Source organism: Streptomyces sp. NBC_01478 (genome assembly GCF_036227225.1).
Taxonomy (GTDB): Bacteria; Actinomycetota; Actinomycetes; order Streptomycetales; family Streptomycetaceae; genus Streptomyces.
This window is the reverse complement of the sequence record NZ_CP109444.1, coordinates 1,824,027-1,848,879: the sequence shown is the minus strand read 5'-3', so window position 1 is coordinate 1,848,879 and position 24,853 is coordinate 1,824,027. Positions and strand designations below refer to the sequence as shown.

Annotated in this window: 24 protein-coding genes; 8 read left to right on the top strand and 16 right to left on the bottom strand. The window is 71.6% G+C overall.

Annotated elements, in window-relative coordinates; all coding sequences use genetic code 11:
• Positions 1-79: 79 nt before the first annotated feature.
• The 3 genes from OG223_RS08410 to OG223_RS08400 all read right to left on the bottom strand — a co-directional run bounded on the left by OG223_RS08410 (position 80) and on the right by OG223_RS08400 (position 3,028).
• On the bottom strand, positions 80-1,069 hold the full coding sequence (locus tag OG223_RS08410; RefSeq protein WP_329244632.1) for an N-acetylglucosamine kinase: 990 nt from the start codon (positions 1,067-1,069) through the stop codon (positions 80-82).
• Positions 1,066-1,743, bottom strand: a complete 678-nt coding sequence (locus OG223_RS08405; RefSeq protein ID WP_329244629.1) for a uracil-DNA glycosylase — start codon at positions 1,741-1,743, stop codon at positions 1,066-1,068. The genes OG223_RS08410 and OG223_RS08405 overlap by 4 nt, the downstream gene beginning before the upstream one ends.
• Before the next feature lie 133 nt (positions 1,744-1,876).
• Positions 1,877-3,028 carry a WD40/YVTN/BNR-like repeat-containing protein gene (locus OG223_RS08400; protein ID WP_329244626.1) on the bottom strand — a complete coding sequence of 384 codons (1,152 nt, stop codon included), beginning with the start codon at positions 3,026-3,028 and terminating at the stop codon, positions 1,877-1,879.
• Positions 3,029-3,242: 214 nt separating this feature from the next.
• Here OG223_RS08400 and OG223_RS08395 point away from each other — a divergent pair, with 214 nt between their 5' ends.
• Entirely contained in the window at positions 3,243-3,827 is a 585-nt protein-coding gene (locus OG223_RS08395) for an Rv1733c family protein (protein WP_329244622.1), read from the top strand.
• A 72-nt stretch (positions 3,828-3,899) separates the two neighbouring features.
• On the opposite strand, the gene OG223_RS08390 is transcribed toward OG223_RS08395, so the two are convergent.
• Both OG223_RS08390 and OG223_RS08385 read right to left on the bottom strand, forming a co-directional pair.
• On the bottom strand, positions 3,900-5,936 hold the full coding sequence (locus OG223_RS08390; RefSeq protein ID WP_329244619.1) for a HEAT repeat domain-containing protein: 2,037 nt from the start codon (positions 5,934-5,936) through the stop codon (positions 3,900-3,902).
• 86 nt (positions 5,937-6,022) lie between these two features.
• Positions 6,023-7,690, bottom strand: coding sequence for an acyl-CoA dehydrogenase family protein (locus tag OG223_RS08385; protein ID WP_329244616.1), 1,668 nt, complete (start codon positions 7,688-7,690; stop codon positions 6,023-6,025).
• 74 nt (positions 7,691-7,764) lie between these two features.
• Between OG223_RS08385 and OG223_RS08380 the strand changes: the two genes are divergently transcribed.
• A complete protein-coding gene (locus OG223_RS08380; protein WP_329244613.1) occupies positions 7,765-8,520 on the top strand; it encodes a PaaX family transcriptional regulator C-terminal domain-containing protein in 756 nt (251 codons plus the stop codon).
• A gap of 64 nt (positions 8,521-8,584) precedes the next feature.
• On the opposite strand, the gene OG223_RS08375 is transcribed toward OG223_RS08380, so the two are convergent.
• Positions 8,585-9,379, bottom strand: a complete 795-nt coding sequence (locus OG223_RS08375) for a pectate lyase (RefSeq protein ID WP_329244610.1) — start codon at positions 9,377-9,379, stop codon at positions 8,585-8,587.
• Positions 9,380-9,411: 32 nt separating this feature from the next.
• Positions 9,412-10,362, bottom strand: coding sequence for a pectate lyase family protein (locus OG223_RS08370; RefSeq protein ID WP_329244606.1), 951 nt, complete (start codon positions 10,360-10,362; stop codon positions 9,412-9,414).
• A gap of 238 nt (positions 10,363-10,600) precedes the next feature.
• Here OG223_RS08370 and OG223_RS08365 point away from each other — a divergent pair, with 238 nt between their 5' ends.
• Positions 10,601-11,929 (top strand): extracellular catalytic domain type 1 short-chain-length polyhydroxyalkanoate depolymerase, encoded by a 1,329-nt coding sequence (locus tag OG223_RS08365; RefSeq protein ID WP_329244603.1) that lies wholly within the window; start codon positions 10,601-10,603, stop codon positions 11,927-11,929.
• Positions 11,930-11,979: 50 nt separating this feature from the next.
• Positions 11,980-13,263 carry an SGNH/GDSL hydrolase family protein gene (locus tag OG223_RS08360; protein ID WP_329244600.1) on the top strand — a complete coding sequence of 428 codons (1,284 nt, stop codon included), beginning with the start codon at positions 11,980-11,982 and terminating at the stop codon, positions 13,261-13,263.
• Here the strand turns inward: OG223_RS08360 and OG223_RS08355 are convergent.
• Positions 13,260-14,627 carry a nucleobase:cation symporter-2 family protein gene (locus tag OG223_RS08355; protein ID WP_329244597.1) on the bottom strand — a complete coding sequence of 456 codons (1,368 nt, stop codon included), beginning with the start codon at positions 14,625-14,627 and terminating at the stop codon, positions 13,260-13,262. The two genes, OG223_RS08360 and OG223_RS08355, sit on opposite strands and share 4 nt — an antisense overlap.
• A 119-nt stretch (positions 14,628-14,746) precedes the next feature.
• A complete protein-coding gene (locus OG223_RS08350; protein WP_329244595.1) occupies positions 14,747-16,111 on the bottom strand; it encodes an FAD-dependent oxidoreductase in 1,365 nt (454 codons plus the stop codon).
• A gap of 227 nt (positions 16,112-16,338) precedes the next feature.
• Here OG223_RS08350 and OG223_RS08345 point away from each other — a divergent pair, with 227 nt between their 5' ends.
• Entirely contained in the window at positions 16,339-16,806 is a 468-nt protein-coding gene (locus OG223_RS08345; RefSeq protein WP_329244593.1) for a DUF6214 family protein, read from the top strand.
• A 9-nt stretch (positions 16,807-16,815) separates the two neighbouring features.
• On the opposite strand, the gene OG223_RS08340 is transcribed toward OG223_RS08345, so the two are convergent.
• On the bottom strand, positions 16,816-17,559 hold the full coding sequence (locus OG223_RS08340; RefSeq protein ID WP_329244591.1) for a TetR/AcrR family transcriptional regulator: 744 nt from the start codon (positions 17,557-17,559) through the stop codon (positions 16,816-16,818).
• 262 nt (positions 17,560-17,821) lie between these two features.
• On the opposite strand from OG223_RS08340, the gene OG223_RS08335 reads away from it, so the two are divergent.
• Positions 17,822-18,070: a DUF2630 family protein gene (locus OG223_RS08335; protein ID WP_043668925.1), complete on the top strand. Its 249-nt coding sequence runs from the start codon at positions 17,822-17,824 to the stop codon at positions 18,068-18,070.
• A 24-nt stretch (positions 18,071-18,094) separates the two neighbouring features.
• On the opposite strand, the gene OG223_RS08330 is transcribed toward OG223_RS08335, so the two are convergent.
• From OG223_RS08330 to OG223_RS08305, 6 genes are all read right to left on the bottom strand, one after another.
• Positions 18,095-18,799 carry a Clp protease N-terminal domain-containing protein gene (locus OG223_RS08330; protein WP_329244587.1) on the bottom strand — a complete coding sequence of 235 codons (705 nt, stop codon included), beginning with the start codon at positions 18,797-18,799 and terminating at the stop codon, positions 18,095-18,097.
• A 31-nt stretch (positions 18,800-18,830) separates the two neighbouring features.
• A complete protein-coding gene (locus OG223_RS08325; protein WP_329244584.1) occupies positions 18,831-19,547 on the bottom strand; it encodes an HAD family hydrolase in 717 nt (238 codons plus the stop codon).
• Between the two features lie 9 nt (positions 19,548-19,556).
• A complete protein-coding gene (locus OG223_RS08320) occupies positions 19,557-20,081 on the bottom strand; it encodes a hypothetical protein (protein WP_329244581.1) in 525 nt (174 codons plus the stop codon).
• Positions 20,069-20,722: a phosphatase PAP2 family protein gene (locus tag OG223_RS08315; protein ID WP_329244576.1), complete on the bottom strand. Its 654-nt coding sequence runs from the start codon at positions 20,720-20,722 to the stop codon at positions 20,069-20,071. Before OG223_RS08315 ends, OG223_RS08320 begins: the two co-directional genes overlap by 13 nt.
• Before the next feature lie 70 nt (positions 20,723-20,792).
• Entirely contained in the window at positions 20,793-21,728 is a 936-nt protein-coding gene (locus OG223_RS08310) for a M56 family metallopeptidase (protein WP_329244572.1), read from the bottom strand.
• Positions 21,729-21,849: 121 nt separating this feature from the next.
• Positions 21,850-22,404 carry a DUF5134 domain-containing protein gene (locus OG223_RS08305; RefSeq protein ID WP_329244569.1) on the bottom strand — a complete coding sequence of 185 codons (555 nt, stop codon included), beginning with the start codon at positions 22,402-22,404 and terminating at the stop codon, positions 21,850-21,852.
• 183 nt (positions 22,405-22,587) lie between these two features.
• On the opposite strand from OG223_RS08305, the gene OG223_RS08300 reads away from it, so the two are divergent.
• Positions 22,588-24,282, top strand: a complete 1,695-nt coding sequence (locus OG223_RS08300; protein WP_329244566.1) for an FUSC family protein — start codon at positions 22,588-22,590, stop codon at positions 24,280-24,282.
• Positions 24,279-24,845, top strand: a complete 567-nt coding sequence (locus tag OG223_RS08295) for a MarR family winged helix-turn-helix transcriptional regulator (RefSeq protein WP_329244561.1) — start codon at positions 24,279-24,281, stop codon at positions 24,843-24,845. Before OG223_RS08300 ends, OG223_RS08295 begins: the two co-directional genes overlap by 4 nt.
• Positions 24,846-24,853 lie beyond the last annotated feature (8 nt).

Below are 24,853 nucleotides of genomic sequence, written 5' to 3'. Positions count from 1 at the left end.
GCTCCCCTGTTCGGGGAGGGTGCAGGTGAGCGGTATCCGTCCTGTTTTGTCTGATGAGTTACGTACGGATCAGAAGTGATCACCTTGTCCCTTTGGGCTCGCCCGGGTTCACCACGGACAACATCACGTCGTCACACGGCAGCCCGAGGGCGCCCGCGGCGAGATCCCGCGCGATCCGCACGGCGCCGTCCAGCGGATCGCCCTCCGCCGGGACCGTCCGTGCTTGCGGCAGTTGTTTCGCCAACTCCTCGTGCAGGGGCGCGAGGAGAGGCTCGCCCATCTTGAACAGGCCACCCGCGAGCGCGACACGAGGCTCCCCGGTGGCCGGGCAGACCGCGCCGGCGGACTCGGCGATGTGCCGGGCGGCGGCGCGCAGGATGCCGGCCGCCACCGGGTCGTCCGGGGCGCACTCGGCGACGCGGGGCGCGAACGAGGCGAGTACGGCGGGCCGGTCCGACCGCGGATACAACCGCCCCGGCAACCCCGCCATCGCCCCGAACTGCTCCTCGGCGCAGCTCAACAGCGCTACCGAACCACCGTCCCGCCCGTCGTAGGCGCGCAGCGCCGCCTCCAGCCCGGCCCGCCCGATCCACGCCCCGCCACCGCAGTCACCCAGCAGATGCCCCCAGCCGTCCGCCCGCCGCCACCCCGCGAGGTCGGTACCGATCGCGATGAGACCGGTCCCGCCGGCCACCACGGCACCGGGCCGCACCCCGAGGGCGCCCACGTAGGCGATGACCGCATCAGCGGCGAGCGCGACCGTCCGCACCCCGAACTCCCGGGCCAGCGCCCCCGGCAACTCGGCCCGTAATCCGTCCCCGAGGGTGGCGAGCCCGGCGGCCCCGATCGCGGCCGTGGCCACCTCGGACACCTCGGCCTTTTCGGCCAACGCCCGCACCATGGGGACCAGTTGCTCCATGAAATGCCCGGCGTCGATACCGCGAGCACCGGTCCGAACGGGTTCCCCTGAGGAGAGTGGGCCGGATCTCCGGCCACCACCGACCTCGCCGACGACGACACGGAGCCCGGAGCCTCCGGAGTCCACGGCGAGGAACCCGGGAATCGTCACGGCAGGCGCCAGTCCACCGGTTGTCCTCCTTGCCGGACCAGCAGGTCGTTGGCGCGGCTGAAGGGGCGGGAGCCGAAGAAGCCGCGGTCGGCCGACATCGGGGACGGGTGGGAGGACTCCACCGAAGGCAGGTCGCCGAGGAGGGGACGGAGGTTGCGGGCGTCACGGCCCCACAGGATCGACACCAGCGGTTTGCCGCGCGCGGCCAGCGCCCGTATCGCCTGCTCGGTGACCTCTTCCCAGCCCTTGCCGCGATGGGCGGCCGGACTGCGCGGGGCCGTGGTGAGCGCCCTGTTGAGCAGCAGCACCCCCTGCTGGCTCCACGGGGTCAGGTCGCCGTTGGACGGCTGGGGCAGGCCCAGGTCCGTGTTCAGCTCCCGGTAGATGTTGAGCAGGCTCGGGGGCAGCGGACGTACCTCGGGGGCCACCGAGAACGACAGCCCCACCGCGTGCCCCGGAGTCGGATACGGGTCCTGCCCGACGATCAGGACGCGGACGTCGTCGAAGGGCTGCTGGAAGGCTCGGAGGACATTCGGCCCGGCCGGTAGGTAGGTGCGCCCGGCGGCGATCTCCGCGCGCAGGAAGTCCCCCATCTCGGCGACGCGTCCGGTCACGGGTTCCAGGGCTTTCGCCCAGCCCGGTTCGACGATCTCATGCAACGGTCGTGGTGCCACGGGCGTCACCCTACTGCCGTACAGGGCCCGGCGATCAACCGGTGGCCCGAGCCCGACCGAGAACGACCGGACCGTCGACGTCTCTGAACGAAGCCTCCCCTCACGGGAGTTGCCGTTCCGGAAACTCCCACCCTCATGCGAGGACCGCCGCGCGGACGCACAGCACGTCCGGGAGGTGGGACGCCAACTGCCGCCAACTGTCCCCGTCGTCGTCCGACGCGAACACCTCGCCGTTGCGGTTGCCGAAGTACACGCCCGCCGGGTCCGCGTCGTCCGTGCACATCGCGTCCCGCAACACCGTGCCGTAGTGGTCCTCGGACGGCAGACCGGCCGACAGCGGCTCCCAGCTCCGGCCCGCGTCCGCCGTACGGAAGACCCGGCACCGGCGATCGGCGGGCACCCGGTCGGAGTCGGCGTTGATCGGGAAGACGTACGCCGTGTCACCGCGATGCGGGTGGGCCACCGCCGCGAAGCCGAACGTGGACGGCAGGCCCGCGCCGATGTCCGTCCAGTGCGCGCCCGCGTCGTCACTGCGGTACACACCCCAGTGGTTCTGCAGATACAGCCGGTCCGGGGTCGCCGCGTCCTGCGCGACCTTGTGCACGCACTGCCCGAACTCCGGGTTCGGATCCGGCAGGAACACCGCGGAGACACCGGAGTTGGACGGCTCCCAGCTCTGGCCCCCGTCGCCCGTGCGGAACACCCCGGCCGTCGAGACGGCCACCGTCACGGCCCGCGGGTCGCGCTCGTCGGTCAGGACCGTGTGCAGTCCCTCCCCGCCGCCGCCCGGAACCCACCGCGAGCGCGTGGGGTGCTCCCAGAGGGGCCGGACGAGTTCGAAGCTCTCGCCGCGGTCCTCGGAGCGGAACAGTGCGGCCGGCTCCGTGCCCGCGTACACCACGTCGGGTTCCGCGGCCGCCGGGTGCAACTGCCACACCCGCTCCAGCGAGGCCCCCGTGTCCTTCGGGAACCTGACCGCCGGCTGTGCCGGCTCGGCCCAGGTGCGGCCCAGGTCGTCGGAGTGGAACACGGACGGCCCCCAGTGAGAGCTGTCACCACCCGCCAGCAGTCTCGGCGTGGGGCCGCGGGTGTCGACAGCGACCGAATACAGCGCCTGCGCGTTGAAGTACGGACTCTCGTCGAACTCCCACACCCCACCCCGCCTACGCCCGATGAACAGGCCTTTTCGCGTGCCCACCGCGAGCAGTACCTCTGTCATGCCGGTCACCTCCACCGTGTTTTTGGCGACTTTGCCCCCATCACCCGCCAGTCTGCACCCCACCACTGACAGTCACCCCCGGAGTCGGAATCACCGCAGGTCAGGGCGTCGACACTGGCTTCTGGGACACATTCGCGGGGGTCTCACGCGAAGCGCCTGCGCGAGTCGGGGCAGTCATGGGAACGTCGAGTCGGGGTATTCGTCGTGAGCATCGAGGAGGCGTCTCCCGTATGGGAGGGCGGTTCGGCATGTCAGTGCGTTCATGAGGAGGATGCCTTCGATGGCGTTCCGTGGTCCGAAGGTGTGGCTGTGGCGATGGCGGCGCAATCCGCTCAAGCGCCGTGCCGATGCGGTGGAGTCGTGGATCGTGCTCGGCGCCTGGCTGATCACCGTCCTCGTCGGTGTGCTCGCCGGTCTGACGGCGACGCAGTCCGTCGAACACGAGCTGGCCCAGGAACGCGTCGACTGGAAACCCGTGGTCGCCCTGGTGACCCAGAACGCGCCCGGCCCCGCCCCGGCGAACTCCCAGGGGACGAGCGGCGAACCGTTCTGGGCGAAGGTCCGCTGGACGGCCGTGGACGGCTCCTCGCACACCGGCCAGATACGCGTCCCTTCCGGCAGCGGCATAGGCACTCCGGTGACCGTCTGGACCGACCCGCAGGGCCACCTGGTCACCAAGCCCGCCAGCGCCGCACAGGCCCAGTTGCGGGCCGTGCTGATCGGCACGCTCCTGGGAATGGGCGCGGCGGCCGTCCCGTTCATCAGCGCCCGGGCCCTGCGCGTCCGCCTGGAACGCCGGCGCATGGACCAGTGGGACGTGGAGTGGGCCCGCTTCGGCCCGCTGTGGGGGCGCAAGACGGGCTGAACACCCCGGCCCGGCGTCGTCCGAGCGCCCCTGGCATGCGCACCGCATACAGGGGCCCTCGACCCGCCCGTCTCACTCCGCCCGCACCTCCCGGCACACCTCAAGCAACCGCTCGTCCTCCAGCACGTCCTGACTCCCGTGCCCGCCCGACCGCACCAAGTGCCGTCGTGGAGCGGCGAGTTCCGCTGCCACCAGATCGTGCAGAGGCGCCCCGGCCGCCCCCATGTCGACCAGGCACGCGGCGACGACGCCCCGCACACCCGGATGCTCCACCCAGGCCGAACGCAGCACCGGAAGCACCCCCTCCACCTCCCCGGTGACCCGCCACAGCGCAGCCGCGCCGGCCGTCCGCTCCCGCACGCACCCGGCCTCGGCCATCCGCGACAACCCGGGCACCGCGGCCCGCGCCGACGACCCCAACCGCGCCACCGCCTCCGCGGCGGCCCGGCGCCGGTGCCCGTCCGACCCCGCCAACTCCCGGACCAGCACCGGCAGTACGGCCGCAGCATCGCCCTCCACCGACCACAGAGCACCGGCGGCCACCCCCGCGCACGCAGACTCCAACAGCTCGCGCAGCACCGGTACGACCCCCTCCGCACCACCCCCGAACGCGTCGAGCGCCCGGACCGCCGACTCCACGACCCGGTGCCTCGACCGCACCCCGTCCCCCATCCCGCGCAACAACCGCACCACCTCCGGCACGGCCTCCCGATCGGCGAGCGCGGTCAGCGCCGACAGCAGCGGTACGGCACGGTCGTACGTCTCGGGGGAGTCGAGGGGCACCCGGCCGAGCCGGTCTCGCAGCGCCGGGGCGAGCGGTGCGGCCGAGCGGCCGAGGTGGACGATCACGTGCCCCAGATCGTCGGGCACGACCGGCTGCGCGAGCACCTGGGCCAGCACCGGTGTCGCCCGGGGATCGCCGCTGCGGGCAAGGGACTTGAGCGGACCGCCCAAGGTCGGCGCCCGGCGTTCCCAGCGGTGCATCCACAGGTCGGGGCGTGCGGTCACCAGTGCGTGGAGGTGGTCGGCGGCAGGCGCGGCCAGGTGGAAGAGATCGCCCAGGACCGACACCGCCGCATCGCGCAACCGGTCCGACTCCGCCGCGCCGGGCAACGGACGCTCTCCCGCGCCCAGTTGGGCACCGATCAGCTCGACGGGTGCCGTGTAGTCGGCCCGCCACTCGCGGAACAACCCCGCCGCCATCCACACCCCGTTGCACCGGTCGGCCGCGTCCGGGCTGCTCAACTGCCCTTCCAGCAAGGCGATCCGGTCGCCCACCCGCCCGCCGAGCGCGGTGTGCAGCGTCCGCAACAGCAGCGCGCCCTCCTCGTCCGAGGGCCGCAGCCGCCGTAACCGTCCCGCGAGGGTGTCCGCGTCCGGGCCGTCGGTCCCGTCCCGCGCCGAGCGGCCCGACCCGCGCTGCTCGGACCGCTCCCCGAGCAGCTCGACGACGGTCGGGACCAGGTCGGCGGGGAGCAGATCGGGTGCGCAGCCCGCGAGTTGGCCGAGCGCGGCGAGCCGTAGACCGGGGTCGTACGGCGGAGTGCCGAGCATCAGCAGGGTGTCCAGCGCCCCGGCGGAGTGGGACGGGTGCTGTCGTACGAACAGGCCGAGGCTCTCGGCGAGGGCGAGCAGCACCCGGTCGTCGCGCTCGACCGTGATGCGCTGCCGCAACAGGCTCAGCACGCGCGGAGGTTGGTCGAGGAACCGGACGAGGGCCTCGGGCGCCGCCCGGCGCACGCCGGAGTCCCGGTCGCCGAGGAGCGCGGCGAAGACCTCGGCCCGCGCGCGGACGGCGGCTTCCGCCGGCTCGGACCCGTCCTCCTCCGGCCCGTGCCCCCGTCCGATGCTGACCAGAAGCTCCACCAACCCGCCACGGTCCGCGACCTCTTCGCAAGCGGCGAGCGCGCACAGAAACGGAACGCAGGCGAGCGTAGAGTCGTAGACGATCCCCTGGTGGTGCACCGCGCCGTACATCCCGTCGAGCGCGCTCGCCCGCTCGACGGGGTCCGCGGAGGCCAGTCCTCGGAGCAGTCCGGGCACGCCCGCCGCACTGCCGTACGCGTGCCGCAGTGAGGCCCAGTCGATCTCGTCGATCCCCGTGAACACGTTGTCCTCCCCAGGCGCGGTGCCAACTGATCGCGAGTCTGCACCACGCCACTGACAACGAAGCGGAATCGGGACGTGACCGAGGGTCAGTCTGCTGCGGGCAGAGCGCGGGCGAGGATCGTGTCGAGGTCGGCGGAGTCGGGGAGGGTGCCGAAGGCGTGCCCCCAGTCGCCGGCCAGCCGGGTCGCGCAGAAGGCGTCGGCGACGGCGGCCGGGGCGTGCCGTACCAGGAGGGAGGCCTGAAGGGTGAGGGCCATCTGCTCCACGAGCCGGCGGGCGCCCGTCTCGGTGGCCTCGGCGAGTTGCGTCCTCAACCGGCCCACGGCCGTGTCCAGGCGGGCGTCCGCGCCCCGGGCCAGGGCGAGTTCGGCGAACAGGGCCTCCGCCGTGCCGGGGTCGCGGGTCAACGCCCGTAGTACGTCAAGGGCGTTGACGTTCCCCGAGCCCTCCCAGATGGAGAGGAGGGGAGCCTCGCGGTAGTGGCGGGGCATGCCCGAGTCCTCGACGTAGCCGTTGCCGCCGAGGCACTCCAGGGCCTCCGCGGTGAAGGCCGGGCCGCGCTTGGTGACCCAGTACTTGCCGATGGCGGTGGCGATCCGGCGGAACGCCGACTCGGCGCCGTCCCCGCGCACCGCACGGTCGGCCGCGCCCGCCAGCCGCAGGGTGAGGGTCGTGGCGGCCTCCGACTCCAGCGCGAGATCGGCCAACACGTTGCGCATCAGCGGCTGTTCGAGCAGTCGTGCGCCGAACGCGCCGCGGTGGCGCACATGGTGGCCCGCCTCGACGAGCGTCTTGCGCATCAGCGTCGCCGACATCATCACGCAGTCCAGACGGGTGCAGTTGACCATCTCGATGATGGTCTTGACGCCCCGCCCCTCGGGGCCGACCAGCCAGGCCACGGTCCCGTCGAACTCGGGCTCCGAGGACGCGTTGGAGCGGTTGCCCAGCTTGTCCTTCAGCCGCTGGATGCGGAACACGTTGCGACTGCCGTCGGGCAGCACGCGCGGCACCAGGAAGCACGACAGCCCGCCAGGAGCCTGCGCCAGGACGAGGAACACGTCGCACATCGGCGCCGACGTGAACCACTTGTGCCCGCGCAGTGTGTAGACACCCGGTTCGGCGGTGGGGGTGGCCGCCGTGGTGTTGGTCCGGACGTCGGACCCGCCCTGCTTCTCCGTCATCCCCATCCCGGCCAGCAGTCCGCGCTTCTCGGTCGGCACGCGCAGCACCGGGTCGTACACCCGGCTGGTCAGCAACGGCTCGTAGACCGCGGCCAGTTCGGGCGTGGAGCGCAGGGCGGGGACGGCGGCGTACGTCATCGAGGTCGGGCAGCCGTGCCCGGCCTCGGTGTGTCCCCACACCAACCCCCGTGCGGTACGGGCGACATGGGCGCCGGGGCGCTCGTCGGCCCAGGGCGCGCCGGCCAGTCCCTCGGCCACGGCGGTGCCCATCAGCCGGTGCCAGCTCGGGTGGAACTCGACCTCGTCGATCCGGTTGCCGTAGCGGTCGTGGGTGCGCAGCTCCGGTTCGTGCCGGTTCGCCTGCTCACCCCACTCCTGCGCCTCCTCGCTGCCCGCCGCCCGACCGAGCCGCCGCAGATCCTCCTCGGCCCAGCCGGCGCCCTCCCGGCGCAGCCCCTCGATCAGGGCCGCGTCCTCGGAGGCGTCGTACGGGGTCAGTGGCGGGGGCTGGTTGGTGACGTCGTGCGTGGCGTTGAGCGGCTGCGGCGACATGTGCGCGAGTGTCTGGGCCATACGCCCAGTGTTGCACTATCTGAACGGCCGCATCAATGATGTAACACGAGGATCCGCACGTAGAGTACGAGGCCATGCGCATGAACGTGTCAGAGGGGCCCGGCGAGGTGGACCTGCGCCCGCTGTCCGCCCGGTCGGTCGTCCTCAGTCTGCTGCTGGGCACGCATCCGCCCGAGCTGCCCGTACGGGATCTGCTGTGTGCCGTGGAACCGCTCGGCGTGGCCGGATCCACGCTGCGGGCCGCGCTCAGCCGGATGGTGGCCGCCGGAGACCTGCGCAGCACGGACGCGGTCTACCGGCTCAGCGACCGGCTGCTGGAGCGCCAGCGCCGCCAGGACGCCGCCGTGCACCCCGAGACCCGCCCCTGGGACGGCGACTGGGAGATGACCGTGGTCACCGCGACCGGCCGCGGCCCCGCCGAACGCGCCGAACTGCGCGGCGAGTTGACCGCGCTCCGGCTCGCGGAACTCCGCGAGGGAGTCTGGCTCCGCCCGGCCAATCTGCTACGGCCCCGCCCCGACGAACTCGGCGCGGTCGCCCGGCACTTCACCACCCGCCCCGAGGAGCCCGCCCGCCAACTGGCCGCGAACCTCTGGCCATTTGACGCCTGGGCGAAGACGGCCGAGACCCTGCTCGACCGGATCACCGCCACCGCCGACCGCCCGGCCGACCGCTTCACCGTACTCGCCGCCGCCGTACGCCACTTGCTCGCCGACCCGGTCCTGCCCCCCGAACTCCTGCCCGCCGACTGGCCGGGCCCCGCCCTGCGCACCGCGTACACCCGCCACCGACGGGAGTTGATCGCGGCCGTGCTGGGAAACCCCGGATGACCGGAGCGGCCGTGCGAAGCGTCGTGCGGGGACGCTTCGTACGGCCGCCGTCACCGTGGGGGGCTCACTTGTACGTGATGTCCGTGGACGCGTATTTGCAGTAAGTCCCGTCCGCGCCGGTGCCGTTGGACGTCGGCTCCGCGCCCGTGTTGTTCCCGATGTACTTCTGGCAGGGGATCATCTTCTTGCTGGTGTCCCCGACGATCGTGATGGCCTTCAGGGTCGCGCTGTCACCGTAGTTGGTGTTGATGCCGACGATCCGGCTGCCCTTGTAGGTCGCCTCGATGGTGTTGAGGTTGATCGTGCGCTTGTACTGAGTCTTGCAGTTGCCGCACGAGCGGACGAACGTACCGAAGGTCTGCGCCGCGAAGTTGGAGACGTTGAGGGTCCCGGCGCCGTTGAACTGGAACACCTTGTCGCTGGCCTCCTTCGCGCCACCGCCGGAGACGGTGTACACGTTGGACGACGAGGAGCCCAGGAAGGTCGCCGCGTCCTCGCCGACGTCCTCCCACCAGACGTTCTGCAGCGTGCAACTGCCCAGGCAGTGGATGCCGTCGGCGGCGGGCGAGCCGATGATGACGTTCTTGACGACGGCACCGGCGGCCAGCTCCAGGATCGGCCCCTGGTCCTCGTCCTGGCTGCCCGTGCCCAGGTCGCCGCTGCCGTACAGGCGCAGCATCCCGTAGTCCTTGGTGCCCGAGACCGAGATCGTGGAGGTCACCGCCTGGCTGCCGCTGGCGGTGGGCCAGGTGGCGGCGCTGGCCGGCGAGAGCGTGCCGGATGCCATGATCATGCCAACGGAGAGCCCGAAGGCGGCCAGTGCGCCGGTGAGCGCGCGTGATCGTGCGGAAGAAGTCATGTCCCGATTCCTTCTCCGAGGTGGGGGAGTGGTCAGAGCTTTCCGGTGCCCGCGCCGGACGTCACCGAGGCGACGACGGTCGAGGCGGGCTCGGCGGTGTAGCTGTACGGCGGGCTGGTGAACGTGCCGACCTGCGAGATCTCGGTGGCGGCTCCACCGAGGTCGTTGCCGCTGAGGTTCGCGTAGCCGTCCAGGTCGCTGTCCCGGTTCGTCGTGACGGCGACCTCCGTGTCGCGGAAGACGTTGTTCTGGACGTACATCTGGGCACCCATGCGCGAGTGCACGGCCGTCTCGGCGCCGACGACGTAGTTGTCGTAGAAGTGCCCGGTGCCGAAACGGAGGCTGGGGATACGGGAGTTGACCTGGTCGAACCAGTTGTGGTGGTACGTCACCCGCAGATGCCCGGTGTCCTCGCTCGCGTTGTTGTCGCTGTGGCCGACGAGCGAGCCCTTGTAGTGGTTCTTGAAGGTGTTCCAGGAGACGGTGACGTAGTCGGAGGCGTGGCTGATGTCGAGCAGGCCGTCGTAGTAGTCCTTGTCGTGGTCGAGGTCGGACGAGAAGGCGTTGTGGTCGATCCACACCTTCGTCGACGCCTGCACGGTGATGCCGTCGGCGGGCGCGACCGGCTTGCTGATGTTCAGGTTGCGGACGACGACGTTCGTCACCTTCTTCAGGCGCAGCCCGCCACCGGTGAACCCGGACGCCGAACCGACGCCCAGGACCGTCGTGTTGGACCCGATGTCCACCTGACCGCTCAGCGAGATCAGGCCGTTGACCTTGACCACCTTCGAACCGCTCCCGGTGACCGCCGACTTGAAGGCGTCCAGCGTCGACACCGTGACCGCGGTGGCGCTGCCGCCACCGGTCGTCCCGGCACCGAAACCGACCGGCGAGGCGTCGGCGGCCGACGCGGACTGCGGGAGCGCGAACACGGCGACGACGGCGAGAGCGGCCACCGCCGGAGCTGATCTGCGAGTACGCATGCGGGTGCGTCCCTTCGGAGGGCTGGGGTGATCGTGTACGTGAACGATGTGCGCCATGAAGGACCGTGCGGTCACACTCCTGAACGGAAGGTAGGGTGCAAGCGCTTTCTAGTCAACGCTCCGCGCGAAACTATTCGGAGCGTGGGAGCGCTTCCATGGGACTCATGTCCATGTCACCATGCCGATGGTTCCCACCCGAACGACGCCGCACGAGCCGCGATCAGGAAGGGACGATGACGTGCGCCCCACAGCCGCCGACAACACCCCCAAGTCCGCCGGAAAACCGCCCCGTTCGGTGTTCCTCGCCCTCTTCGGAGCGCTGGTGCCGTTACTCGCGGCCCTGACCCTGCTGGCGCCCCCGGCCGCCGCCCGCACCGAGGCCGTCCCCACCGCGACCCTCACCGAGGTCACCGGCTTCGGCACCAACCCCAGCAACCTCCAGATGTACGTGTACGTCCCGGCCGCCGTCACCGCGCACCCGGCGGTCGTCGTGGCGGTGCACTACTGCGGGGGATCGGGCCCGGCGATGTACTCCGGCACCGAATACGCCTCGCTGGCCGACCAGTTGGGCTTCATCGTCGTCTACCCGTCGGTCACCCGCGCCAGCAAGTGCTTCGACGTCTCCTCGCCCCAGGCCCTGCACCGCGACGGCGGCAGCGACCCGGTCGGCATCAAGTCGATGGTCGACTGGGTGACCGGTACCTACTCCGCCGACACCTCCCGCGTCTTCGCGCTGGGCATCTCCTCCGGCGCGATGATGACGAACGTCCTGCTCGGCGACTACCCCGACGTGTTCGCGGCCGGCGCCGCCTTCGCCGGCGTACCGTTCGGCTGCTTCGCCACCACCGACGGCTCCGAGTGGAACACCGCCTGCGCCAACGGCACGGTCGTCCAAACCCCGCAGCAATGGGGCGACTTGGTGCGGGGCGCCGACCCCGGCTACGCCGGCCCCCGCCCTCGCATGCAGCTCTGGCACGGCACCGCCGACGACATCCTGCGCTACCCCAACTTCGGCGAGGAGATCAAACAGTGGACCAACGTGCAGGGCGTCAGTCAGACCCCGTCCGCCACCGACTCCCCGGCCACGGGCTGGACCCGCACCCGCTACGGCGCCACCGGTGACCGGGCCCCCGTCGAGGCGATCAGCCTCCAGGGTGTCACCCACAACCTCTACACCTACGGCATGGGCGCCCGCGTCCTCACCTTCTTCGGCCTGTCCGGCGGCGGCACCACACCCCCGCCCTCGACCGGCCCCTGCAAGGTGACGGTCACCACCAGTGCCTGGAACACCGGCCTCACCGCCTCCGTGGCGATCGCCAACACCGGGACGAGCACGCTCAACGGCTGGCAACTCGGCTTCACCCTGCCCGCCGGCCAGACCATCACCAACGGCTGGGGCGCCACCTACACCCCGGCCTCCGGCACGGTGACCGCCACCAACGCCTCGTACGACGGCACGATCACCCCGGGCGCGAGCGTGACCATCGGCTACCAGGCGAACCACACCGGCAACAGCGCCGCACCGACGGCCTACACGCTCAACGGGACGGCCTGCACGGTCGGTTGACCGCACCCGTAGCCATCGCTCCCCACTCCCTTTCGAGGAAGGCGGATTCCGTGCAGCCCACGAGACGGACCGCGCTCGTCGCCACGACAACGACGGCACTGTCGGCCCTGGTCGCCACCAACCCCGCACGCGCCGAGGGAAGTTCGGCCCATTCCGTCGCGCACTGGGTGAACACCTGGACGGCGATGCCCCAGCTCACGGAACCCGGCAACCTGCCACCGGCACCGTTCACCGGGACCAGGTCGGTCCTCGTCGACACCACCCTGCGCCAGACGCTCCGCGTCACCACCGGGGGCCGGAAGCTCCGCCTGCGCTTCTCCAACGCCTACGGCGACACCCCGCTTCCGCTCACCGCCGTGACGCTGGCGCTCCCGCGGGACGGCAGGGCGGGAGCGAGCGCGATCGTGCCCGGCAGCGGCAGACCGGTCACTTTCGCCGGGCGCGGCTCGGCGACCGTCCCCGTCGCCGCCCAACTGGTCTCCGACCCACTGGACTTGGACCTGCGCGCAGCGACCGTCCTGACCGTGACGACCTACCTGGCAACGGGCCAGCCCTCACTCGCGCTCACCTCGCACCCGGGCTCGCGCACGACGTCGTATCTCCAGACCGGAGATCGCACGCAGGACGAGGACCTGCCCGGGGCCACCCCGGTCGACCACTGGTATCTGCTGAGCGACGTGGAGGTCCTGGCCCCGCGCACCACCACGGCCGTGGCGATCCTGGGCGACTCGCTCACCGACGGCCGGGGCTCCACGACCAACGCCAACGACCGCTGGCCCGACCAGCTCTACGACCGCCTCCGTACCCACCCCGCCACCGCCGCCGTGGCGATCCTGAACCAGGCCGCCGGCGGCAACCGCGTCCTCGACGACGGCCTCGGCCCCAACGTCCTCGCCCGCCTCGACCGGGACATCCTCTCCCGCAGCGGAGTCACCCGGCTCATCGTCTTCGAGGGCGTCAACGACATCGGCACCGCCGCCGCGACCCCCGCCGCCCAACACCGGGTCACGGAAGACCTGTTGGCCGCCTACGGCCAGATCGTCGTCCGCGCCCACGCGCAGGGCATCCGGGTCTACGGCGCGACCCTGCTCCCCTTCGGCGGCAACACCTACGACGACCCGGCGGGCGAACGAGAGTCCTCCCGCCGGGCGGTCAACTCCTGGATCCGCGACGCCGGTTGCTTCGACGCGGTGCTCGACTTCGACCGCGCCGTACGCGACCCCGCCGACCCGCGCCGGCTGCTCCCGGCCCTCCAGGTCGGCGACTGGCTGCACCTCAATCCGGCGGGGTACGGGGTGCTGGCCGCGACGGTCCCCGCCGGACTGCTGCGTTAGACGACCGGCTCCTCCGCGACGGAAGCAGAGGCGGGGGCAGCGCCGGCGACGGGTGAACCGCCCTTCGCCGGAAGGTGGTTGAAGAGCAGGTTGAGTACGATCGCCGTCAGACAGCCCGCGCTGATGCCGCTGTTCATCACCGTCTGGAACCAGTCCGGGAACTGCGCGTAGATCGTCGGCACCCCGACCGGGAGCACGCCCACGGCCACCGAGACGGCGACGACGGTGAGGTTGTGGTTGTCCTTGAAGTCGACCTGGGTCAGGGTGCGCAGACCGCTCGCGGCGACCGTGCCGAACATGACCAGACCCGCGCCACCGAGCACCGGCGCGGGTATCGCGGCGACGACCGCGCCCAGCTTGGGCAGCAGACCGAGCACGACCAGGATGCCGCCGGCGACGGCGACGACCCAGCGGCTGCGGACCCGGGTCATCCCCACCAGGCCCACGTTCTGGGCGTACGCCGTGTACGGGAAGGTGTTGAAGACGCCGCCGAGGACGGTGGACAGACCGTCGGCGCGCAGCCCGTCGGCGAGGGAGCGCGGCTCGATCCTGCGGTCGGTCATCTCGCCGACCGCGATCAGGTCACCGGTCGTCTCGGTCATCGTCACCAGCGCCACCACCAGCATCGACACGATCGCCGAGGCGTGGAAGGTGGGCGTACCGAAGTGGAACGGCGTGCTGATGCCGACCCAGTCGGCGTCCCCGACCCCGCCGAAGTCCGTGAACCCGAACACCACGGCGGCCACGAGCCCCACGGCCATGCCGATCAGCACCGCGATCCGGCTGAGGAAGGCCGGCGTGAACCGCTGCACACCGAGGACGACCGCCAGGACGAACGCGGCGAGGGCGATGTTCTTCGGCTCACCGAAGTCCTTCGAACCCTGCCCGCCCGCCGCCCAGTTGCCCGCCGCCGGCAGCAGCGACAGACCGATGATCAGGATCACGGTGCCGGTGACCAGCGGCGGGAAGAAGCGCAGCAGCCTGCCGAAGACGGGCGCCAGCAGCGCGATGGCGAGCCCCGCGATGATCACGGAGCCGTAGATCGCGGGCAGTCCGCCGCCCGTCGTACCGATCAGCACCATCGGGGACACCGCGGCGAACGTACAACCCTGCATGATCGGCAGCCGCACGCCGAACCGCCAGAAACCTATGCACTGGATGAGCGTGGCTATCCCGCAGACCAGCAGGTCCGCGGTGATCAGATACGCCAGATCGGCGGCCGACAGCTTCATCGCCCCGCCCACGATCAGCGGCACCGCCACCGCGCCCGCGTACATCGCGAGCACGTGCTGGAGCCCGAAGGCGGCCAGTTGCCGTACGGGTGGGACCTCGTCGACGGGATGCACGGGTGTGGTCGTGGCCATGGGCACTCCTGAGCGGCGGAGGGGGAGGAAGGGGGAACATGCGAACAGAACGAGACCGTAGGCGCCTTGAACAGTTTGTTGATTTCTGGGCTGTTGCCGCTGTGTGTCATGCCCAGCCGTTATGTGTGCGCCCCACGTATCGCGGCCAGCAGAGCCTCCCAGTCGGGGAGTTTGACCACACCGCCCCGCCCGAGCGAGGCCCCCAGCTCCGCCTCGGCCCGCTCGATGGCCTCCCACCCGGCCCACTCGACCGGCTCGATCCCCGCGGCGCGCAGCGCGGTGAGCGGGTCTTCGGATGCTTCATGTCCTACGAGTGCTTCCTGCCGTACGAGCGCGGAGGCGTCCTCCAGCAGGGACGTCACCGTCTCCTTGGCGTCCGGGCGGTTGGTGCCGATGACGCCGGTCGGGCCCCGCTTGATCCAGCCGGCCACGTACTCGCCGGGTACGGTCCGCCCGTCGCGTACGACACGGCCCGCCCGGTGCGGCACGGTGCCGTGCTCGGCGTCGAACGGCAGCCCGTCCAGCGGCACTCCGCGATAACCCACCGAGCGCAGCACCAACTGCGCCTCGATCTCCTCGAATTGACCCGTGCCGACCACTGAGCCCTGTCCGTCCGGCGCGGTGCGTTCGAAGCGGACCGCGCCCACGCGCCCCGCGTCGGCGAGGAGTTCGACGGGACGGAGGAAGAAACGGAGGTGGATACGGCGGGGTGCGCCCCGGGGAGGGAGTGCGGCCCAGGTGCGCAGCGCCTCCACGTTGCGGCGCTGGGCGCCGGGCAGGGCGGCGAGGTCGAGGCAGGCCGGGTCGAGCGCCAACTCGCCCGGATCCACGGTCACTTCGGTGTCCGGGAGGCCGCCCAGCTCGCGCAGTTCCTTGGTGGTGAAGCGGGCCTGTGAGGGGCCGCGCCGGCCGACCATGTGGACGTCCGTCACCCCGCTCGCGGCCAGCGCGGTGAGCGCCGCCTGCGGCATGTCGGTACGGCTCAGCTCGGCCGCGCCGCGCGCCAGGATCCGGGTGACGTCCACCGCGACATTGCCCACGCCGATGACCACGGCCGCGCGCGCCCCGAGCACGAAACCGTCGGCGGTGGAGTCCGGGTGGGCGCTGTACCAGGACACGAACTCGGTCGCCGACCAACTGCCCGGCAGGTCCTCGCCGGGAATCCCCAGCCTGCGGTCGGTGGCCGCGCCCACGCAGTACACGACCGCGTCGTAGAGCTCCCGCAGGCGGGTGGCCGGCAGTCCGCCGGGTCCCACGAGGACTCCGCCGAGGAACCGCACCCGCCCGTGCTCCAGGACCGTCCGCAGATTGTTCTGCAGCGACTTGATCTTCTCGTGGTCCGGTGCCACGCCGTAGCGCACCAGACCGTACGGGCACGGCAGCCGGTCCAGGACGTCTACCAGCACCCCGGGATCCAATTGGACCAGGCTCTGGGCGGTGTAGACCCCGCTCGGTCCGGAGCCGACGACGGCGACACGCAGCACGGCGGAACTCCTCACCCGTCAGGCACACAGGAGATCGCTGATTCGCCAGACCACTGACAGGTCCAGGATCGCACCACCCGTGCTCCGCTGACAGGGTGCCGAACGCACCCGTACGCGCCGGGGGCGTGCGTGTCCGTTCGTATGGAATGTGATCATGCGGTTACGTTGCGTATGTGCTAGAAGCATCCTTTGTTAATCTTTCCGATCGTTGCCCGGCGGACGGAGCGGTGTCCGTGTGGCCCGCGTGGGAAGTGCAGGAGCACGACGGTGCCACCTCCTGGTTCCACGTCCGGCTGGCCTTCACCGACGGCGCCCGGGTCGACGCCCTCGCCGTGGTGTCCGAGGGGCAGGTCTCCGTCGAGGACGTGCGTGCCCAACCCGCCCTGTCCCTCGACGACTTGACCGTGCTGGCCGACTGGATCGAGGGACCGCTCTTCGAGGCGTGCGGGCTGGAGGCGGGGGAGGCCGGGGAGGAGACGGAGTCGGGCGGGGCGCGCCGGGCACGGCCGGCCTGGCCGCGTGGCATCGAGGGGCGTTGGCTGATCGCCCAGGAGTATCGCGCCGCGCAGGAGGAAGGAGTCGACCCCGTCCTCGCGGTGATGTGCGCGACCGGGCACAGCCGGCGCCGGTCTCTGCGGCTCATCTCGCAGGCGCGGGACGCGGGATATCTGACGCCTCGTCACGCTCGGCGCTGAGCAAGGCCGTTACGCGTCGGAGGGCTCGGTCGGGCGGTCGTCGGCCGGGCTTTCGGGCGTGGGGGCGGGAGTTGGTGCGGATGCAGGTGGAGGTGTGGACCTGTCGTCCGTTGCGAAGAACCGTGAGAGGTCCGTGTCGGCCGTCCCGGCCTGTGCGCCGGACCCCGGCGGGATCCCCAACTCCCGGTCGAGTCCGTACCGTTCGAACAACTCGGTGCGCAGCACCGGAATCGGCATGGGCACCCCGGGCACGAGCGCTGCGTAGACCGCGCCCATGAGCAGCGCGCGCAGCATGGGGTAGTCGGAAGGGGGTTTCCCCGATCCGTACCGCGCGATCGTCTCCCCGAGCAGCTCGGCCAGGCGTCGCTGCTCCGGACACTGCACGAAGCCCTCGCCCTGGAGGAGTCCCGCCATGTGCTGGCGCATCAGCACGGGCCGGTCGTGGGCGAGACCCAGGATCGCGTCGATGGCCCGCGCCATCCGCTCCCGCCCGTCGTCGGTCCGGGGCTCGCGCTCCAGGGCCTCCTCCAGCGTGCGGTGCATCAGACGGTGCACCGCGGACTGCACGAGCTGGCGTTTTCCGGGGAAGTAGTACGACACCAGGCCGCGCGCCGAACCGGCCCGGTCGGCGATGTCGCCCAAGGTCGTGGCCTCGTAGCCATGCTCGCCGACCAGCTCGACGGCCGCGTGCAGCAGCCGCTCCCGGGAACGCCGTCGCAACTCTTCATTGACCGAGGCGCTTCGCGGGGACATGCTGTAACTCCTGCGTTGACTGGCTATCAGCCAACTATACTCAGGACGTCCGGGTCTCCCGTCGAGGGGGCCTGGCGCATGCTGCCGTCCGTCTGGGGCGACGCGGGGGATCGTCTCAGGCGGGCGGCTCCTTTTCACCCCAATGGTTTCCCTGGGCGACTTTTGCCCCGGCGTTCGGCGCCTCCTTCTCGCACATCTGTCGCACGGCACGTGAACCGTCCCTAGAGTGGGCACGGATGTCGAGCCGAGGAGGCGCACGGGCATGGAGCAGGACCAGCAGATCTTCGCGCGGATCAACGAGATGGTCGACGACGAGCGCAAGCTCCGGGAGGCTCTCGCGTCCGGCACGATCGACAGCACGACGGAGCACCAGCGCCTCGGGCAGTTGGAGCGCGAACTCGACCAGTGCTGGGACCTGTTGCGCCAGCGCCGCGCCAAGGTGGAGTTCGGGGAGAACCCGGACGAGGCGCGGGTGCGGCCGGAGTCCGAGGTCGAGGGGTATCAGGGGTGAGGTGACGTGAGGTGACGGGTTTCGCTACTGGTCGCCGCGCGCGGCGAGCCTGGTGGCGATCTCCGTCCTGACCGTCTCCCGCAGCTCGTCCGGCGTGAAGCCGAGGTCGCGCAGGATCCGCGCGGCCGGGCTCTCCTCGACGCGGATCAGGCCCAGCAGCGTGTGTTCCGTGCCGACCCAGTCATGGCCGAGGTCGGCCGCCGCGCGGCGGGCCTGCCCGATGGCCTCCTTGGCCTCCGGCCGGAACGCGATGTGACCCCGCAGGGCCTTCTCGCCGGCCGGCGGCAGCGCTTCCTCGATCGCGTCGCGGACGCGCTGCTCCGATTCCGTCTTCGCCACCAGCACCTCGTACGCCAGGCCCTTCGGCTCGCCGAGCAGGCCGAGCAGGAGGTGTTCGGTGCCGATGGAGTCGTGCTTGTGGGTGCGGGCGGCCTCCTGTGCGAGCACGATGCTGTGCCGGTTGAGGTTGGTGTACCGCTCGAACGGGCCCGGCGCGTGGCGTTGTTGGGCGGCCTGCTTGGACACCCCGATGGCGTCGCCGATCTCGGTCCATGACGCGCCGACCTGCTTGGCCTTGCTGACGTAGTGGTCGATGAGCTGGTCGCCGAGGTCGGACAGGGTCTGGGCGCGCAGTCGGGCCTCGCTGATGCGGGCCAGTTCGTCGGATTCGGGCAGTTCCTCGTCGAGTCGGGCGATCAGGTCGGCGAGGCTGATGTCGAGTGGACTCATGCGTCAACTTTAAATTGACGATCTCCAATCGTCAATCTGTAATTGACGATTGCTTCCCCCGTCCGGCCAGTTCGAGCACCGGGCGCAGACTGTCCGGCCGCTCCGTCACGAGCCGGTGGTCGACGAAGTGCACCCCGCACCCCAGAGCCGCCGCCCCGCCGTCCGCCCGACGTTCGTCACCGACCATCAGCACGTCCTTCGGGTCGACATCGAGTGCTTCACAGGCGACCTGGAACAGCCGTGGGTCCGGCTTCTGGACGCCGTGTTCGTACGACAGGGCGTACGCGTCCACGTACGGATCGAGACCGTGCGCGCGGAACACCGGCCGCAGATCCCAGCCGATGTTGCTGATCACACCCACACCGATCCCGCGCTCGTGCAGGGTCCGCACCACGAACTCCGTGTCCGGGTACGGCGTCCACGCGGCCGGCGTCATGTGCCGGTCGTACAGCGCGTCGTGCAACGCCGGGTCGGGGAGCGGGACTTGGCGGGAGACGCCGGTGTACGCGGCCCGGTGCAGCTCGGAGCTCTGGTCCCGGATCGCCCACACCTCGGCGAACTCCTCGGGCAGTCGCTCCGGCCGCGCGCCGCCCGGCATCGCGCCGGCCGACTCCAGCGCTCGCGCGGTTTCGGCCAACTCCCGTTCGGGGAGCGCGATGTCGGCATCCCGCAACACGGCGCGCAGCCAGGACTCGGTGGACTCGATACGGAAGAGGGTTCCGGAGAAGTCGAAGAGGACGGCATCCATGCGGTGATCCTACGCAGCCACGTTCCACTCGGCGGGAAGATCGCTTCCGCAGAACACGCAGACGAAGTCGCCCTCGCGCACGATGCCGATCTCCCGGCACGCTGCACACCGCCGGAACACCACTGCATGCGTGAAACCGGCGGGACGGCCGATGCCGGCCAGGTCGAGGGCGTGTGCCACCGCGTCCCAGGAGTCGAGGTGCGGGCAGTAGCCGGTGGACTGGTTGCTGACCTCCGCGACGACCCAGGATCCAGCCGCGCGCTCGAATCCGATCTCGCCCGCGCCCAGGACATCGCCGCCCCCGGCGCACGCCACGTGCTCACTCCGGCGCGGTGCCAGGCGCAGGAGTCCGTCCAGGCCGATGACGAAGGTGAAGGGTTCGGCCAGTTCGGCCTTCTCCCGTCCGGTCAGCCAGGCGTCCAGGTCGGCGGCCGACCGTACGACCCGGCCCTCCGCACCCGGCCGAACAGCGGTCAGCAGTTCCGCCGGTCCGACATAGCGGTGGCGCCGCCCGGCCGCGCTCACACCCGCCACCGTTCGTACGCCCCGACGGCCACCGCCACCACGAACGCCCCCAGAACCCACCCGCCCAGCACATCCGACGGCCAGTGCACGCCCAGCCACACACGGGTGAGTCCCACACCCGTCACGGAGATCACGGCCAGGACCATGGTCGTACGCCACACAGCGCGTCCGGCGCCGTAGTCGTGCAGCAGCCACAACAGCAGGCCGCAGACCACCGTGGCGGTCATGGCGTGTCCCGAGGGGAAGGCGGCGTAGTGGGCCGAGTCGACGGGGTCGGGCCACGCCGGGCGGGGGCGGCCGACCAGCGCCTTCAGCCCTTGCTGCAACAGCGTGCCGAACGCACATGTGGCCGCCAGCCATAGGGCCGTCCACCATGCCGAGCGGCGCCAGACCAGCCACACCATGGCGACCGCGCACACAAGGCGCAGGGTGAGCGGATCCCAGACCCAGTCCGTCAGGATGCGGCACGCGCGGGTGATCCCGTGGTCCTGGACCGCCCAGCGGTGCGTGGTCCGGGCGATCCGTTCGTCGAGGTCGATCAGTGGACGCCACTCGGCCGCGACCAGGGTGAGGAGCAGCGCGGAGCACAGGGCGAGGGCGCTGCCGGTCTGCCGGAGTGTCGGGCGGGGCGGGTGGTGCGGGGAGGACATGCAACGATCCTCGCCGACTCGCGGTGTGCGCGGAGCCGGCCTCGGCGCTCCCTCGACCTCCACCCCCTCCTCAGCCGAGTGCCCGCAGCCCCGGTACGAACGCCACCAGCACCGGAATCACCGGCACCAGCGCCGCCGTCGCGGTGAACCCCAGGCGGCGCATCGCCGAGAGCCGGTCCGGGGGAGTGAGCAACCGGTGCACCCGCTGCGGGACATGGGCGTGCGGAGTCGGGCACGGCCCGAACACCCCGCGGTCCTCGTTGAGTTCGACCAGTGCGAGCGCGGTCGTCAGGCGGCCGAAGCGCCGGGAGGCCATGTCGTCGGCGGCGAGTTCGACCAGCCGGTGCATCTCGTCCCGGAACGCGGCGAACACCGGTACCTGCGGGAACCCGTTCGCGAGCGCGCCCGAGCAGTGCAGCAGCCAGTCGTGCCGGGCCTGTGCGTGCCCCTGCTCGTGCGCGAGCAGCGAGTCCAGTTGCCGCCCCTTGAGGCGTCGCAACGCGGCTGTGGTGATGACCAGTTGGGGCGCGGTACCGGACATCCACCAGGCGTCCGGCCGCTCCGCCTCCAGGATGACCAGCGGCTCGGCGCCGGGCTCCTCGCCGGGCAACACCGGTGCGCGTACGAGGAGTTCGGCCCGCCGCAGCCGACGTCGCGACCGGGCCCGTACGACTTCCCGGACCAGCATCGCCGCGGTCCACGCCCCGCCGCACGCGAGGGCCACAGCGGTAGTGGCGGCCCAAGGCCCGTTCGCCACAAGGGGATAGGCGTCCACGACCGCGTGCGGGGCGCTGGCGAACACATGGCCGCGCACCGCCTGCCACGCGGCGGCGGCGCTGAGCGTCATCGACAGGGCGCAGCACAGGAGTACGGCCGCGACCACGCACTGCCACACCCACAGCGCGAGCACCGGCTCATGGTCCGGCCAGCCGGCCCGGGCGAGCAGCCGTGGGGCGACGACGGCGGCCAAGGCGCCGAGCAGCAACAGTGCCGCGGGGACCATCATGGGAGCACCCTATGAGCGGCGCGGTGATCAGGGGTACGGCTTGTTACGGCAAAGTGACGCAGACCACGATTTCGTACAGCCCCGCCCGGCTCACTTCTCCGTACGCCAGGGCGCCGGCGGGTCAGAGCGTCAGCAGCATCGCGACCATGCCGATCCCCATCGACAGCCGGCACGCGCGCGCCAACTCCGGCCGGTCGCCCCAGCCGACGCTCCCGGTGCCGACGGCCGCGCCGCCGGTGACGGGCATCAGCCGGATTCCCGACAGCAGTACGTATCCGGCGAAGTAGAGGAGCAACACGCCTGTCACGAGCGGGACGCCGGAGTCGCCGTGCTCGTGGTGGTGCCCGGGCGAGGCGGCCATCGCGAGCGCCATGTAGACCATGGCCGCGGTGCCCAGCAGATGGTGCACATGGTGCGGGCTCCTGCGCGCCGACCACAGGGCGCGCAGCGCCGCCGCGCCGAACACCGCCGCGTAGCCGGGCCACGCCCACGCCGGTGGGGTGAACACCGCGGCGGGTACGGCCATCGCGGCCATGCCGAAACCCATCAGCGCCTCGCCGCCCGCGGCCCGGCGCTGTTCCTCGACGGGGCTGCGCATCCGCAGCAGGCAGTAGGCCCCGGTCGCCGCGCACAACGCGACCAGGAGCCAGCCGGGCGACGTCGGTCCACCGTGCACGCGCTTCCCCCCCTGCGTCGACAGTCGGTCACAGGATGCCCGGGGCCTACGGGGCGCAACCGAGCGCAACGGAGTACACGGGGAGCATTCGACGGAGCGCGGCAGGTCAGCGGCATGTCGGTGGCGCGCCCCGGGCTCTCGGGTGAATGTTTCACGAGTAAAACACCTGCTAATCTTATGCGCATGAGCAGTGCGACCCCCACCTCCACCACCCCGCGCGTCCGACGCCTCCCGCTCGCCGGCGTGCTGCGCCTCGGCCGGCCCTCGGACATCTGGTTCAAGCCCGCGCTCAGCGCGGTCGCCTCGGTCGCCCCGCCCACCCTGACCCTGCTGGCCCTCGGCCGCCTCGACCTGGCGATGTACACGATGGCCGGGTCCCTGTGCGCGCTCTACGCCCACAACAAGCCGTACGCCGCCCGGGCCCGCGCCCTCGGCCTGGTGGTGCTCGGGATGATCGCCGGTCTCGCCGTCGCGCTGGTCACCGCCTCCCTCACCACGAACGCCGTCGTGCTGGTCACGGTCGGCGCCGCCCTGGCCGCCGTACAGAAGGGCCTGTGCGACGCGACCCGGATCGGCCCGCCCGGCAACGTGGTCCTCACCTTCATCAGCTCCGCCTCGCTCTTCGCACCGCAGACGCTCGGCCAGGTCCCCGGGCACCTCGCCCTGGCCGCCGCCGCGGGCTGCTGGGCGTGGCTCGTCGGCATGGCCCCCGCACTCGTCCGCCCCTGCGGCCCCGAACGCCGGGCGACCGCCCAGGCCCTGAACGCCGCCGCCGCGTACGCCGCCACGCAGGGCACCGACGACGATCCCGCACGCGCGCGTGCCACCGCGGCCGCCGCTATTCAGGCTGCCTGGCAGTCCCTCCTCGCCACCGGTGCCCGCACCGCGCCCCGCCGCGCTCTCGAACGCCTCGTCGTCCGTGCCGAGGTCGCGCTGGCCGCACCCGCCGACGCCGACCCGGAACTGCTCCGCACCTGGGCCCGCGAACTGCGCGGCAGGGGACCGGTCCCGCAGGCCGACGCCCCGGCAGGCGTCGTAGCGGACGAACTCCTCGGTGTGGACGCCGAACCGGCCGCCCCCGCCCGCCCGTTGTGGACCAGGCTCGGCCCGCTCACCCCCCTCGTGCTGCGCACGGCGCTCGGCTGTGCGCTGGCCGGATACGCCTCCCTCGCGCTCGGTGTCGGCCGTCCCTACTGGGCCCTCGTCACCGCCGCGTCCCTCTATCAGGCCAACATCACGCTCACGTGGGGGCGGGGCGTGCAGAGGGTCGTCGGGAATCTCGCCGGGGTGCTCGTCTTCGCCGCGCTGGCCCCGCTCGCCCACGCCCACCCGGCGGTCCTCGTGCTGTGCTGCCTCGCCCTCAACTTCGGCGCCGAGGCACTGATCAGCCGCAACTACTGGCTCGGCAGCGTCTGTGTGACCCCCATGGCGCTGCTCATCACCGAATTCGCCCGGGCGCAGCAGTCCGGTGAGCTGATCACCGAGCGGATCGTCGACACCCTGGTCGGTGCCTCGGTGGGCCTCCTCGCCGCCGTGGTCGTCACCAACCGGCGCGCGACCGACCGTATCGAGGAGGCGCTCACCGTGCTGGAACGGGCCCGCGCACGAGCCGCGTGCCTCCTGGCGGAGCCGGCTCCCATGCGCGGAACCCTGGAATCCGCGCACCGCGCGCTCGCCGCCGCGCTGGTCGAACTGCGTGCCACCGTCGACGCCGCCTCCGGCGAGTGGTGGCAGCGTGCCCTGCCGCAGGAGCGGGTCGTGCTCGCCGAACAGTCCGGACACCGTACGCTCGCCGCGACGGTACGACGCCGGGAGTCGCACTCCTGGCCGACCGAGGATCGGCGCACGGGCAGGAACACGGAGGGCGTACGGGGATGACGGCAACCAATGGACGGCCGGCGGACGGCGCGGCCCGTCCCACCGCACCGAGTGCGGCCCGGCACGACACCGTCGCCGCCGTCGTCGGGCAGTGGCAGGCCGTGCACCCCGACCTCGACACCGGCCCGATGGAGATCATCGGCCGGATCAACCGGTGCGCCGCCCTGCTCCAGCAGGCCGAGGACGCGCCCCTGCGCCGGGCCGGGCTCAGCCGCCCCGAGTTCGACCTCCTCGGCGCGCTCCGCCGCACCGGGCACGAGCTGACGCCGAGCGAGCTGACCCGGGAGACCTTCTCCTCGGGCGCCGCCGTCACCAAGCGCCTCAAGCTGCTGACCGAACGCGGACTGGTCGAGCGCCGGGGCGACACCCGGGACCGCCGCGTCGCCCATGTCCGCTTGACGGACGCCGGCCGTGACCTCGTCGACGCGGTCCTGCCCGAGCAGCTCGCCTACGAGACCACCGTGCTCGGCGGTCTGGACACCCCCGGACAGGGCGAACTGGCCTCCCTGCTCGGCGAGTTGCTGGTCCAGTTGGAAGGCCGGCTGGGCATGCTCCGCGTCTGAGCCGCCGA